Below are 13342 nucleotides of genomic sequence, written 5' to 3'. Positions count from 1 at the left end.
CCCGGGCGACACGTCCGCCTCGCGCGCGTGCGCGCAGGTCACGGCCGGATCCCACTACGATGGTCCCCGCGCCCCGATAGCTCAATGGATAGAGCAACGGCCTTCTAATCCGTAGGTTGCAGGTTCGAGTCCTGCTCGGGGCACCCCTACGCCCGGCGCCCGACCTCACGTCCCGCACCCTCCCCGCGTCTTCAGGACGAACCTGTCCACCCGTCGCGGAGGTACTCCCATGCTGGCCGTCCAGAGCTCCGAGCACGTCACGATCGACCCGTCGATCCTCTACTTCGGGACGCCGGTGGTCCTCGTCAGCACCGTCGGCGACGACGGACGGCCCAACCTCGCCCCGTTGTCGTCGATCTTCTGGTTGGGTCACACCGCGGTGATCGGCGTGGGGGCCAGGTCGCAGACGGCGATCAACCTCCGCGCCACGGGCGAGGTCGTGCTCAACCTGCCTTCGGTCGAGCAGGTCTCGGCGGTCGACCGGATCGCCCTCACGACGGGCCGCGACCCGGTGTCGGCGCGCAAGTCCTCCGTGGGGTACCGGTACGAGCCCGACAAGTTCGGACGCGCGGGCCTGACCCCGGTCGGGTCGGACACGGTGTCCGCGCCCAGGGCGGGCGAGTGCCCGGTGCAGCTCGAGGGTCAGGTGGTGGACGCCCACCGCTTGCGCGGCGACGACCCGGTCGCGGCGGGGAGCATCCTCGCGGTCGAGATCGCGGTCACCCGGGTGCACGTGCACGAGTCGATCCGCCTCGCGGGTTCGGCCCATCGGATCGACCCCGACCGGTGGCGCCCCCTCATCATGAGCTTCCAGCAGTTCTACGGGCTGGGCGACCGTGTGCTGCCGTCGAGGCTCTCGTCGATCGACGAGGAGTGGTACCGCTGACCGGCTCCTCCGCCGGTCGCCCTCGTCCTCGGTGCCGCCTCTGACACGATCTCCCCATGTCTCTCCCCGACCTCGTGCGGCTCGCCGTCGCAGTCCTCGCCCTGGTGGCGCTCGCGTGCGGGGTCATCGCCTGGACGGGCCGTCGCACGATCCCCGACGCCCTGGTCGCGGTCCTGCGCGCAGCGGTGCAGCTCGCCCTGGTGGCCATGGTGATCGGGTGGATCTTCGCGCACCCGGTCGCGGTCGGCCCGTACCTCGCGGTCATGCTCGTCGCGGCGGCGGTCACGTCGGCGCGACGGATCGGCGGCGGCTGGGCGGCCCTGCCGTCACTCCTCGTCTCGATCGGGACGGGTGCCGCGATCGTCCTGGGCGTCGTGCTCGCCGCGGGGGCGCTCGCCCCGACCGGGCAGGAGGTCCTGCCCTTCACGGCGCAGGTCATCGGTGGCGCCATGACGGCCGCCTCGCTCGCGGGCCTGCGCATGCGCGACGACGTCGCTCACCGCTGGGGGGAGGTCGAGGCCATGCTGGCGCTGGGCTTCTCACGGCGCGAGGCGGTCGCGGACCTCGGCCGGCAGGCCGCGGCCCGCGCGCTCGTCCCGGCGCTCGACCAGACCCGGGCGGCCGGTCTGGTCACCCTTCCGGGGGCCTTCGTGGGGTTGCTGCTCGCGGGCGCCCCGCCGTGGCGGGCCGCGCAGGTCCAGCTCCTGGTGCTCGTGGGCCTGCTGGCCGCCCAGGCGATCTCCGCCGTCGGGACGGCCGTGCTGACCGCTCCGCTGTGGGCGGCGTCCCGACCTGTCGTGACGGTCCGGTGACGGGCACCGTGCCGTGGTCGGCTGAGGGCGGCAGGCTCGGGTCGGGAGCCGCACGCGTGGAGCGGCAACAATTGTTGGCGCTCCACGGAGAACACCACCCCGCCCCCACCCCCTGGTGAAGCCCGCGGGGAGACGGTCCCCCGGCGGACGGCGGCCGTCAGCCCCCGATGCCGGCGCCCGCGAGCACCCCGTCGAGGAACGCCGACACGTCGGCGAGCTCCTCGGCGCTGATCGAGTGCGGCAGCCCCGCGTACTCGACGTCGGTCACGTCCGTGAACTGCGGCAACCAGGCCGAGGTCCGTGCGGTCGCGTCGGGCGAGATGACCTGGTCCGCGTCCCCGTGACCGAAGAACACGGGCGGCCGCCGCTCGGCGAGCACCGCGTCGCCCGGGAGCGAGGCGTCGAGGACGAAGCCCGAGAGCACGACCCCCGCCGCGAAGCGCTCGGGCGCGGCGCGCAGGAGCTGGGTCACCATCAGACCGCCCTGCGAGAAGCCCACGGGCACGACGACCGTCCCGGGCGTCACGTTCGCGTCGAGCCACGCGAGCACCGCGTCGGTGGACTCCGCGACGGGCTGCGGGTCGGGGCGCCCGGGCACGCCCAGAGGGAACCACGAGAACCCGCCGTTGCCCGCGTCGAGCGGCGCGCGCAGCGACGCCCAGTCCCAGACCGGGTGAAGATGACCGGCGATCGCGGGCAGGTCGTGCTCGTGCGCGCCGAAGCCGTGGAGCAGCAGCAGGAGGGGACGGCCCGCCTGGTTGCTGCCTCGGACGTGGACCGTGATCGGGGTGCTCATGCCGAGAATCCTCACATGGGGAGTTCTCTCCTCTCCCGGGGCGTGAAAGAGTAAAGAACCGGCCACCCGTCGCGGATATACTCCCCGGACCGGCCGGTCGACCGGCTTGCCCGGTTCGCCGGGTTCCAGGGGTGGGTGTTCGGACCGACCTCCGTCAAGGACGAGCGAAGGATCACGATGACCGAGGCAGCACCGCTCCAGCCCCCCGCCGCGACCGAGCACCTCGTGCTCTCCGCGCCCGAGCCCGTGAAGCCCGTCGCGACCACGCAGGCCCCCGCGATGGCCCCGCGCGTCGACGAGGCCGCGATCCCCGGCCTGGACCAGAAGGTCACGTCCTACCTCGACGCGCTCATGGCCTCGGACGCGCGCTCGCCCGAGTTCGCGGCCAAGGCCAACGACGTGCGCACCATGGGTGACCAGGACATCCGCACCGCGGCCGACTCCTCGAACCGTCTCCTCGCCACGCCCGTTCGCGCGCTCAAGGAGGGCGGCCTGTCGGAGGGCTCCAAGGTGGGCAGCACGCTCCTCGAGCTGCGCCGCACGGTCGAGAACCTCGACCCGTCCGAGGCGAGCGTGGGGCGCAAGCTCCTGGGCATCATCCCGTTCGGCGACAAGCTGACGGACTACTTCCGCCGCTACGAGAGCGCGCAGGGCCACCTCAACGCGATCATCCGCGCGCTCTACGACGGTCAGGACGAGCTCCGCAAGGACAACGCCGCGCTCAACCTCGAGAAGCAGCACCTGTGGGACACCATGGCGCGCCTCAACCAGTACATCTACGTCGCCGAGCGCCTCGACGCCCAGCTCTCCGCGAAGACCGCCGAGCTCGACGCGACGGACCCGGAGAAGGCCAAGGCGCTGCGCGAGGACGTCCTGTTCTACGTGCGCCAGAAGCACCAGGACCTCCTGACGCAGCTCGCGGTGTCCATCCAGGGCTACCTCGCGATCGACATCGTCATCAAGAACAACGTCGAGCTCATCAAGGGCGTCGACCGTGCGACCACCACGACCGTCTCCGCGCTGCGCACGGCCGTCATCGTGGCGCAGGCCCTCGCGAACCAGAAGCTCGTCCTCGACCAGATCACCGCGCTCAACACGACGACGTCGAACATGATCGCCTCGACGTCCAAGATGCTCGCGGACCAGTCGGCGACCATCCAGTCCCAGGCCGCGAGCGCGACCGTCGGCCTCCCCCAGCTCCAGGCCGCGTTCCAGAACATCTACGCGACCATGGACTCGATCTCGACGTTCAAGGTCCAGGCGCTGGACTCGATGGCGCAGACCATCGGCGTCCTGGAGACCGAGACGACCAAGGCGCGCGAGTACCTGGACCGCGTGGCCCAGGGCGACCAGTCGGGTGCGGCCTCGGGCTCGCTCGACCTCGGGAAGGTCTGACCCGGACACCATGGGCTGGTTCCAGAACCTGTTCGGCGGCGGGCGCAGGCGCCCGTCGGAGGTCCCCGTGCTGCCGCCGGCACCCACGAGCGCGGACATCCTGGCCTCGGTCGACGCCGTGCAGGCGCAGATCGAGGGCCGGGTCCCGCCCGCCGTGACGGCGCGCGTGAACCGCATCGCGAGGACCGTCGACGACATGGCCCCGCGCCTGGACCGCCTCGGTGGCGGCAGCGCGCAGGCGCACACGGTCGTCGCGACGGCCACGAGCTACCTGCCGGAGGCCGTCGGCGGCTACCTGCGCCTGCCGCGCGACTTCGCGGACACGCGCGCCGTCAACCGCGGCAAGACGTCGCTCATGATCCTGTGCGACCAGCTCGACCTGCTGGGCGTGACGCTCGACAAGATCTCGGACGCGGTCTCGCGGGCGGACGCCGCGGCGCTCGTGGCGCACGGACAGTTCCTCGCGGAGAAGTTCCAGTCCTCCTCGATCGCGCTCGCCCCCGACGCGGGGGTGGGCACGGCCCAGCCGCAGGCGCCGGGCACCCTGGGCGGGTTGGAGCGGCCGTGAGCGCCGCGCGCCAGGGGGCGCTCGCACGGAGCATCGAGGCGCTCGTGACGGTGGGCCGTGGCGCAGGCCTCGTGCCCGACGACGTCGCGCACGAGGGCGAGCGGCTCGCCGCCGCGGTGGCCGAGTCGTCCACGGGCGCAGCCCCCGCGTGGCTCGAGGCCGTGGGCTGCGAGCCGGGCGACTACACGGCGTTCTTCGAGTCCGCGCAACGGGGCCGGCGTTGGCGCTCGGCCCCGACCGACCAGCTCACGGCCCTCGTGGTCGGGGGCTCGGAGCACGCGGCCGCGTACGCGGAGGCTCTCGCGGCCGTCATCGCCGCGGCGAGCGCCCTGGGATCCCCCGGACTCTCGACCTCGGCCAACGCCGCGACCACGACGGCCGTCCAGCGGGCCGCGGCCCAGCCGCACACCGCGACCCCGCGCCCGGCCGTCCAGCACGCGCAGCCTCACGGCACCCCCACCCGCTTCCCCGCGCCCACGTTCGACCCCACGCTCCCGAGCGGCACGAACCCGTTCGACCTCGGCTCGCTCGTCGGCGCGGGCGGGCTGCGTCCCCCGGCGCAGGACGTCGTCCCGACGGTCGACGCGATCCTCGACGCGCTGGGTGCCCGCACCCCCGGCGCCCCCGTGGGTGGGCCGGCCTCCGGGACGCACGCGACGCCGTCGGGCAGCGAGGACGGCGTCGCCGCCGACCGCGGGCAGAGCACGACGACCGGCGCCGCCCCCGCGAACGCGGAGGAGGAGACCGAGCCGCCCCGCTCGCTCGAGGAGCTGCTCGCCGAGCTCGACGCGCTCGTCGGGCTCGACCGGGTCAAGCACGAGATCCGCCAGCAGACCGAGCTCCTGCGCGTCGAGAAGCTCCGCACGGCCGCTGGCCTGACCACACCCACGCTCACGCGCCACCTCGTGTTCCTGGGCAACCCCGGCACGGGCAAGACGACCGTCGGGCGCCTCGTCGCGGGCATCTACCGCGCGCTCGGGCTGCTGAGCAAGGGGCACCTGGTCGAGGTCGACCGCTCCGAGCTCGTCGCGGGCTACCTGGGGCAGACGGCCGTCAAGACGTCCGAGGTCGTGGCGACCGCGATCGGCGGCGTGCTGTTCATCGACGAGGCGTACGGCCTCGCGGAGGACCAGTACGGCGCCGAGGCGATCAACACGCTCGTCAAGGACATGGAGGACCACCGCGACGACCTCGTGGTGATCGTCGCCGGGTACCCCGGCCCCATGGCCGGGTTCGTCGGGACCAACCCCGGGCTCGAGTCGCGCTTCTCGACGACCATCACGTTCGACGACTACTCGGACGCCGAGCTGCGCGGCATCTTCGAGCGCATGGCGACGTCGGCCGACTTCGAGGCGCTGCCCGAGACCCTCGACCGGTTCGAGGAGATGGTCTCGCTCGTGCCGCGCACCGAGGGCTTCGGCAACGGTCGTCACGCGCGCAACGTCCTGGACGCGGCCATCGCGCGCCATGCGTGGCGTCTCAAGGACACCCCCGAGCCCACGCTCGACGAGCTCCGCCGGATCCTGCCCGAGGACCTGCTGCCCCAGGACGGGTCGGCCACCGAGGGCGCCGGGAGCATCCTGGCCGAGCCAGCCGAGCCTGCCGAGCCTGCCGAACCGGGCGCGACCGGCGACCCCGGCGACCCCGGCGACCCCGACGACCTGCCGGAAGACCTCTCCGACCACCCGACCGTCTCCCCTCAGGAGGAGCCTGCATGAGCCAGACCCTGACGCCGCCGCCCGGGTCCGCCCCGGCGGTCGGTCGGGCCGTCCAGCCCTCCCACCCCGGGCAGCCGTCCGCACCGGCGGGCGCCGCCACGCAGGCCAAGGAGCGGGCCGCGCGTCGCGCGGGGGTGCGCAGCGCGCTGCGTCGCTCGCCGGGCAAGCTGCGGATCGCGCTCGCGCTGTGCGTGCTCGCCGCGGTCGTCTTCGGCGCGCTGGGCTTCCAGGCCGCGCGTGTCCAGGGCGTCGCGCTCGACGACGCCCGCGCGGACACGAGCCAGCTCCTGGGCGTCCAGGACGTGCGCAACAACCTGGTCGTGGCGGACGCCGCGGCGACCAACGCGTTCCTGGTCGGCGGCCTCGAGCCCGTGGACCAGCGCGAGCGCTACGACGACGCGATCACGAACGCCTCGATCCGCATCGCCGAGCTCGCGGGGTCCAACAGCGCGGACGCGACCGAGCTCGGACGGGTCGCCTCGCAGGTCGCGGTGTACACGGGCCTCATCGAGCAGGCGCGCGCGAACAACCGCCAGGGTTTCCCGGTGGGCTCTGCCTACCTGGACCAGGCCTCGACGCTGCTGCGCGACGAGATCCTGCCGACGCTGACCACGCTCGTGGACGACAACGCCGACCGCGTGGCGTCCGACCTGTCGATGGTGCGCAACGCGCTGTGGATCCTCGCGGCGGGCGTGCTGTGCCTGGCGCTGCTGGTCGCGACGCAGGTGTGGCTCTCCAAGCGCACGCACCGGGTGCTCAACGTGGGTCTGCTCGCGGCGAGCGCGGTCGTCCTGGTCGTGGGGGTCGTGGGCGCGGTCCTGCTGAGCCAGACCAACGGTGCGGCCGCAGCGGTCCGCGACGGCCCCTACGCGGCGACCCTCGCGGCGTCGACCGCGTACTCCGAGGCCAACGACGCCAAGGCCATGGAGAGCTTCACGCTCATCAAGCGCGGCTCGGGCCAGACGTACGAGGAGTCGTTCGTCGAGCTCACGGCCGACGCGACGCAGCGCCTCGACGAGGCCGGCGCGGCCGGGGTCCTCGACGGGACCGCCGCCGGGAGGCTGGGCGACTGGATCACGCAGCACCAGGCCATCCGTGCGCTCGACGACGCGGGCGACTGGGACGGGGCGGTCGCGCTCGCGACGAGCTCGGCCGAGGGCAGCCCGAACGCGGCGTTCGCGGCCTTCTCCCAGTCCGTGACGAACGACATCACCGACAACATCCGGGCCACTCAGGCCGACCTCGCCTCGGCGGGCACGAAGTCCGCCCTCGCGGGCTGGCTCCTGCTGGCCGCGGGCCTCGTCGCGGCGGTCCTCGCCTGGCGCGGCCTGAACGTCCGACTGGAGGAGTACCGGTGAGCACCACGACCTTCCGCAGGAGCGGGCGCCTGGGCGCCCTGGTGGCGCTGGGAGTCTCGGGCCTCCTGGTCCTGGCCGGCTGCGCCACGCCCGACGCCGGACCGTCCGCAGGTGCGCCCGCGGCCTCGGTCGTCGGTACGGCGGGCAGCACCACGACCGGGGGCGGCACGGCGGGCAGCGCCGTCTCCGCGGCCGCGACGTGCGACAACCCGGTCGCGTCGTACGCACCCGACGGTCCTCTGCCCGGCCCGGGCGCCCTGCCCGCGGGCAGCACCATGGCGGCGATCCGCGACCGCGGCTCGCTCGTCGTCGGCGTCTCGGCCGACACCCTCCAGCTCGGCGCCCGCAACCCGTTGACGGGGCAGATCGAGGGCTTCGACATCGACGTGCTCCACCAGGTGTCGAACGCGATCTTCGGCGACCCGGACCGGCTGCAGTTCCGCGTCATCACGTCGGGGCAGCGCCTCGAGGCCCTGGAGAAGGGCGAGGTCGACGTCGTGGCGCGCGCGTTCACGATCAACTGCGAGCGCTGGGAGACCATCGCGTTCTCCTCGGAGTACTACCACGCGGGCCAGAAGGTCCTCGTGACCAGGGACTCCGAGGCGCAGGGCATCGCGGACCTCGCGGGCCAGCGGGTCTGCGCCCCGGACGGCACCACGACGCTCGAACGTCTCCAGGAGTACCCCGACATCGAGGCCGTGCCCGCGACGACCCACACGGGCTGCCTCGCGCTGTTCCAGCAGGGCAAGGTCGACGCGATCACGGGTGACGACACGATCCTCGCGGGCTTCGCCGCGCAGGACCCGTACGCGAAGGTCGTCGGTCAGGCGATCTCCGACGAGCCGTACGGCCTGGGCATCCCGGCGGCGAACGTCGACATGGTCAGGTTCGTCAACGGCGTGCTGGAGCAGATGCGCACCGACGGCACCTGGACGGCGATGTACGACGAGTGGCTCGGTGTCCTCGGTCCGGCCCCGGCCCCGCCGGTCGCCGTCTACGGCCGCACGCCGTGACCCCAGGCTCCTCGCCCTCCCCTGCCGCTGCCGGACCACCCGTGGCCCCGCGCACGCAGCAGGCTCCGAGCGCGCCCGGACGCCTGGGCGAGGCGAGCCCAGCCGCCGAGCTCTTCACGTACCTCGCGGCCCTCGAGGAGTGGCTGCGGGCGCGGCGCACCGAGCTCGACCGCCTCGACGCGGCAGCCCAGGCCGCGGCGTCGCCCGAGACGTACACCGCCGACATGCTGCTCGCCATGACCCTGTGGCAGGCGGCCCGCACGCGCGCCGACGAGATGGCCGTGGTCTGGGACTCGGGGCGCGCGGACACGGTCGCGCGCGAGAAGATCTCGCAGCTTGTCTGGGGGCGGCTCAGCTCGCCCGACGGCTCGTCGCTCGTGTCCCTGGTCGAGGCGACGCGGCTGTGCGACGCGATCGTGGCCGCGCTGCGCACCCGCCTGTCGTTCGACCCGAACGCGGCCGACGAGGTCGCACGGTTCCGTGGCCTGCGCGCCGAGCTGGCCCGGTGCGACGAGCTCGCCGGGTCCGACACGTCGGCCCGGGGTCGGGTCGAGAAGCTCCGGGAGCGCTGGACGCGCCTGCGCGACAAGGCGTCGAACGGCGCCGACGTGACCGGCCCCCTGACCGAGCTCGAGGCCGAGGTCGCCCGCACCGAGCGCGACCTCATCGTGGGCGCGTCCGAGCGCCGCGAGCTGGCCCGTGACCGCAAGCAGGCCGTCGAGCGCTACGCGGCGCTCGAGGCGCGCGAGCCCTCGCTGCGCGACCTCGCGGCCCGCGCCCGCCGCGAGATCGCCGCTCCCCCGCGCCTCGCGGTGCCCGACGTGTCACGCCTGGGCGAGGTACCGCACGACCGCGCGGGGCTCGACGGCTTCCTGACCCGGCTCGCGACCGTCGCTCGTGCGTTCGACACGGTCGAGTCCGCGTACACCGCGCCGCTGCGCGAACGGGCCGAGCTCCGCTACCGGCTCGACGCCTACCGCGTGAAGGCCGACGCCAACGGCCGCAGCGCCTCCCCCACGGTCCGCTCCGGGCTGGCCGAGGCCCGCGAGGCGGGCGAGGCCGTGCCCTGCGACGTCGTCCTCCTGCGCTTCCTCGTCGAGCAGTACCAGTTCCTGTCCCGAGACCTGCCCGCACACCTCTCGTCGCCCGGACCGTCGCCCGCACCGGGCCAGGAAGGATCGTCCCGATGACCACGACCGCTCAGGAGCCCTGCTCCCAGCCGGGCTGCCCCGGCTTCATCGAGGACGGCTACTGCAACGTCTGCGGTTCGCCCGCCGCTCCGTCGGCCGCGGACGGTGCTCCCGGCACGGCTGGGCCCTCGACGTCCGCGACCGCAGCCGCCGCCTCGCCGTCGGCCATGCTCGGGACGGGTATCGCGCAGGCCGCGCCGAACTACGCGGCCGGCCCCGGCCCCGAGGGCGAGGCCGTCTCGACCCGTACCGGGCGCACGAGCTCGACCCAGCTCGCGAGCGCCGCGCTCGGCTCGGCCCGCTCGGCCGTGACGGGCACCAAGTCGACTCGCCGCGTCGGCACCTCCTCGACGCGACTTCGCGGCCACCGCCTGGGCGCGGGCCTGACGACCGTGCCGAGCGCCCCGGTCCGTGACCCGCTCCAGGCCATCATGGCCGTGCCCGAGCTCGCGGAGTCCAAGCGCTTCTGCCCCACGTGCGGCGCCAAGGTCGGCCGGTCGCGCGACGGCGTCCCGGGCCGCACCTCGGGCTTCTGCCCGCAGTGCCGCACGGCGTTCTCGTTCGACCCGCAGCTCTCGCCGGGCGACGTCGTCGGCGGGCAGTACGAGGTCGTGGGCTGCCTCGCGCACGGCGGCCTCGGCTGGATCTACCTGGCCCGCGACCAGAACGTGTCGGGCCGGTGGGTCGTGCTCAAGGGTCTGCTCAACTCGGGCGACCCCGACGCGTTCGCGGCCGCGATCTCCGAGCGCCAGTTCCTGGCCGAGGTCGAGCACCCGCTGATCGTCGAGATCTACAACTTCGTGATGCACGACGGCGCGGGCTACACCGTCATGGAGTACGTGGGCGGCAAGTCGCTCAAGGAGATCCTCAAGGACCGCCGCGACGACAACGGCGGGGTCGTGGCCCCGCTGCCCGTGGACCAGGCGCTCGCGTTCGTCCTGGAGATCCTCCCGGCGTTCGCGTACCTGCACGACCTGGGCCTGATCTTCTGCGACTTCAAGCCCGACAACATGATCCAGCAGGGCGACGGCGTCAAGCTCATCGACCTGGGTGGCGTGCGGCGCCTGGACGACATGACGTCCGCGATCTTCGGCACGGTCGGCTACCAGGCCCCCGAGGTCGCGGAGATCGGGACGTCGGTCGCGTCCGACATCTACACGATCGGGCGCACGCTCGCGACGCTCGTGCTGGACTTCCGCGGGAACCAGACGACGTACGTCGCCTCCCTGCCGCCCGTGGCCGAGACCCCGGTCTTCCAGCAGTACGACTCGTTCTACCGGCTCCTCGCCAAGGCGTGCGCGCTCGACCCTTCGGACCGCTTCGCGACGGTCGACGAGATGCGCGCCCAGCTCATCGGGGTGCTGCGCGAGGTCGTCGCGACCGACCGCGGCCCGGGCAGCGGCGCGCTGCACTCGGCGGCGTCGGTCCTGTTCGACGCGCCCGTGTCCGACGACGCCGACCACCCCCTCACGTGGGACGCCCTGCCGACCCTCAAGGTCGACGAGTCCGACCCCATGGCGAGCTGGCTCGCGGGCGTCAACATCGCCGACCCGGCGGCGCGCATGGCGGCCCTGGCGGCGGCTCCCGAGTCGACCGTCGAGGTGCGGCTCGCGTACGCCAAGGCCGCGATCGAGCACCGCCGGTTCGCCGAGGTCGACAAGACGATCGTCGAGATCCTCGCCGACGACCCGTGGGAGTGGCGTGCGGCCTGGATCGGCGGGCTGGCCGAGCTCGCGCGCGGCGAGGCCGCGGACGCCCGCGCGTCGTTCAACGCGGTCTACGGCCAGGTCCCCGGCGAGCTCGCACCCAAGCTCGCGCTCGCGGTGGCGTGCGAGGTCAGCGGGGAACCGGACATCGCGGAGTCGCTGTACGTGATCTGCGCCCGGTCGGACGCCAACTACACCGCGCCCGCGGCGTTCGGGCTCGCCCGCATCCGGCAGGCGCGCGGCGACCTCGACGGGGCGCTGCACGCCCTGGACCTCGTGACCCCGACCCGCAGCTCGTACACCGATGCGCGCATGCGCCGCGCCCGGCTCCTCGCCGGCTCCGACCGCGGGCTCACGGCCCTGGCCGAGGCCCTCGCCAGCGTCGAGTCGGTCGCGATCCCCCAGCGCGACCGCGTGGCCCTCTCGATCGATGTCCTGAGCTCGGCGCTCGAGGAGGTCACGGTCAAGAAGCAGGTCGGCACGGCGCGCCTCGGCGGGGTCGAGCCCAAGGAGCCGCCGCTGCGCGACGCCCTCGAGGGGGCCTACCGCGAGATGGCGACCCTCACCGAGGACCGGGTCGCGAAGATCGACCTGGTCGACCGGGCGAACGCGGTGCGCCGCTGGACGACGACGTGAGCGCGCAGGAGGACGCATCGGGCCTGCTCGCGCCGTGCGCCACGTGCGGTGAGGTGCCCGCGCCCGGGGCGAGGTTCTGCGAGAACTGCGGCTCCGACGTCGGGCCTGCGGTGGCCGCCGGCGACGGGCCGCCCATCCTGGCGCGCCCGCCCGTGCCCGCGCTGCCTCCCCTCACGCTGCCCGCGCCGCCTGCCGACCTCAAGCCCACGGACCCCGACTCGGGCGCCGTGCCGCCGCCCCCTCCTCCGCCGCCTCCCGCGGCCCGGCGACCCTGCACGAGCTGCGGCGGGACGGTCGCGGACGACGGCTACTGCGAGCAGTGCGGCGAGAAGGCCCAGGTCGAGCGCGACCACTGGGTCGAGCAGCCCGCCCCCTGGGTCGCGGGGGTGTGCGACCGCGGCATCCGGCACTCGCGCAACGAGGACGCCATGTCGCTCGCCGCGTCGGGCGACCCGGCCACGGCCGGGCGCTTCGCGGCGCTCGTGGTGTGCGACGGGGTCTCGGCGGCGCCGGACTCGGACGTCGCGAGCCTCGCGGCCGCGCGTGCGGCCCGCGACGTGCTCGCGTCCGGTGGGCCCGACGGCGCAGCCCCCGTCACGGGCGACCTCACCGAGCGCATCCAGGCGTGGCAGGCCCTCATGGTCGCCGCGTCGACGACCGCGAACGACGCGGTCCTGGTCGCCGTGGGAGACAAGGCCGAGCGGGCCGAGCCGCCGTCGTGCACGTTCGTCGCGGCCGTCGTCGACGGACCGCTGGTCGTCGCGGGCTGGGTGGGCGACTCGCGCGCCTACTGGATCCCCGACGCCGGGACCGCCCGCCAGCTCAGCGTCGACGACTCGTGGGCCCACGAGCTCATGGCCATGGGCACCCCGCGCCACGTCGCCGAGAACGCGCCCCAGGCGCACGCGATCACGCGCTGGCTCGGGCCCGACTCGACCGACCCCGCGGCGCGCTGCGCCCCGACCGTCCCGGACTCCTCGGGGTGGCTGCTGGTCTGCTCGGACGGCCTGTGGAACTACTGCTCCGCGGCCGACGACCTTGCCGACCTGGTCCGCTCGACCGAGGCCACCACGGGACGCGAGCCGCGTGCCCTGGCGACCGAGCTCGTGCGCTGGGCCAACGCCCAGGGCGGCCGGGACAACATCACCGCAACCCTTGCGCGGTTCGAGGCGCTCGCCGCCCCGGACACCTCCGATAACCTGCACACAGACGCGTTCTCGGGCGACGAGCCCGCGACACGCGCCCTCTGATCCACGAAGGAGCC

11 protein-coding genes and 1 tRNA gene are annotated in these 13342 nt (G+C 73.9%); 11 read left to right on the top strand and 1 reads right to left on the bottom strand.

Annotation, left to right across the window (positions count from 1 at the left end; genetic code table 11):
• Nucleotides 1-70: 70 nt before the first annotated feature.
• The 3 genes from ACFVQ3_RS17505 to ACFVQ3_RS17495 all read left to right on the top strand — a co-directional run bounded on the left by ACFVQ3_RS17505 (nucleotide 71) and on the right by ACFVQ3_RS17495 (nucleotide 1698).
• Nucleotides 71-143 (top strand) — tRNA-Arg (locus ACFVQ3_RS17505).
• Nucleotides 144-229: 86 nt separating this feature from the next.
• Entirely contained in the window at nucleotides 230-886 is a 657-nt protein-coding gene (locus tag ACFVQ3_RS17500; RefSeq protein ID WP_387641761.1) for a flavin reductase family protein, read from the top strand.
• A 56-nt stretch (nucleotides 887-942) separates the two neighbouring features.
• The gene (locus ACFVQ3_RS17495; RefSeq protein ID WP_387641758.1) at nucleotides 943-1698 is read left to right on the top strand and encodes an ABC transporter permease; all 756 of its coding nucleotides are present in this window, start codon (nucleotides 943-945) and stop codon (nucleotides 1696-1698) included.
• A gap of 157 nt (nucleotides 1699-1855) precedes the next feature.
• Here ACFVQ3_RS17495 and ACFVQ3_RS17490 read toward each other — a convergent pair whose 3' ends face one another.
• Nucleotides 1856-2494, bottom strand: a complete 639-nt coding sequence (locus ACFVQ3_RS17490) for an alpha/beta hydrolase (protein WP_387641755.1) — start codon at nucleotides 2492-2494, stop codon at nucleotides 1856-1858.
• A gap of 177 nt (nucleotides 2495-2671) precedes the next feature.
• On the opposite strand from ACFVQ3_RS17490, the gene ACFVQ3_RS17485 reads away from it, so the two are divergent.
• Genes ACFVQ3_RS17485 through ACFVQ3_RS17450 form a run of 8 tightly spaced genes read left to right on the top strand, consistent with a single transcriptional unit; the run spans nucleotide 2672 to nucleotide 13328 of the window.
• On the top strand, nucleotides 2672-3889 hold the full coding sequence (locus ACFVQ3_RS17485) for a toxic anion resistance protein (protein WP_030150916.1): 1218 nt from the start codon (nucleotides 2672-2674) through the stop codon (nucleotides 3887-3889).
• Nucleotides 3890-3899: 10 nt separating this feature from the next.
• Nucleotides 3900-4457, top strand: coding sequence for a hypothetical protein (locus tag ACFVQ3_RS17480; RefSeq protein ID WP_387641752.1), 558 nt, complete (start codon nucleotides 3900-3902; stop codon nucleotides 4455-4457).
• Nucleotides 4454-6175, top strand: a complete 1722-nt coding sequence (locus ACFVQ3_RS17475; RefSeq protein WP_387641749.1) for an AAA family ATPase — start codon at nucleotides 4454-4456, stop codon at nucleotides 6173-6175. Before ACFVQ3_RS17480 ends, ACFVQ3_RS17475 begins: the two co-directional genes overlap by 4 nt.
• On the top strand, nucleotides 6172-7533 hold the full coding sequence (locus ACFVQ3_RS17470) for a hypothetical protein (protein WP_387641747.1): 1362 nt from the start codon (nucleotides 6172-6174) through the stop codon (nucleotides 7531-7533). Before ACFVQ3_RS17475 ends, ACFVQ3_RS17470 begins: the two co-directional genes overlap by 4 nt.
• The gene (locus tag ACFVQ3_RS17465; RefSeq protein WP_387641744.1) at nucleotides 7530-8546 is read left to right on the top strand and encodes a glutamate ABC transporter substrate-binding protein; all 1017 of its coding nucleotides are present in this window, start codon (nucleotides 7530-7532) and stop codon (nucleotides 8544-8546) included. Before ACFVQ3_RS17470 ends, ACFVQ3_RS17465 begins: the two co-directional genes overlap by 4 nt.
• 41 nt (nucleotides 8547-8587) lie before the next feature.
• On the top strand, nucleotides 8588-9736 hold the full coding sequence (locus ACFVQ3_RS17460; protein ID WP_387641742.1) for a hypothetical protein: 1149 nt from the start codon (nucleotides 8588-8590) through the stop codon (nucleotides 9734-9736).
• Nucleotides 9733-12078 (top strand): tetratricopeptide repeat protein, encoded by a 2346-nt coding sequence (locus ACFVQ3_RS17455; protein ID WP_387641739.1) that lies wholly within the window; start codon nucleotides 9733-9735, stop codon nucleotides 12076-12078. Before ACFVQ3_RS17460 ends, ACFVQ3_RS17455 begins: the two co-directional genes overlap by 4 nt.
• On the top strand, nucleotides 12075-13328 hold the full coding sequence (locus ACFVQ3_RS17450; protein WP_387641736.1) for a PP2C family protein-serine/threonine phosphatase: 1254 nt from the start codon (nucleotides 12075-12077) through the stop codon (nucleotides 13326-13328). Before ACFVQ3_RS17455 ends, ACFVQ3_RS17450 begins: the two co-directional genes overlap by 4 nt.
• The last annotated feature ends 14 nt before the right edge of the window (nucleotides 13329-13342 follow it).

It is taken from the genome of Oerskovia sp. NPDC057915, assembly GCF_042887685.1.
Classification (GTDB): Bacteria; Actinomycetota; Actinomycetes; order Actinomycetales; family Cellulomonadaceae; genus Oerskovia.
This window is presented reverse-complemented; position numbering and strand designations above follow the sequence as displayed.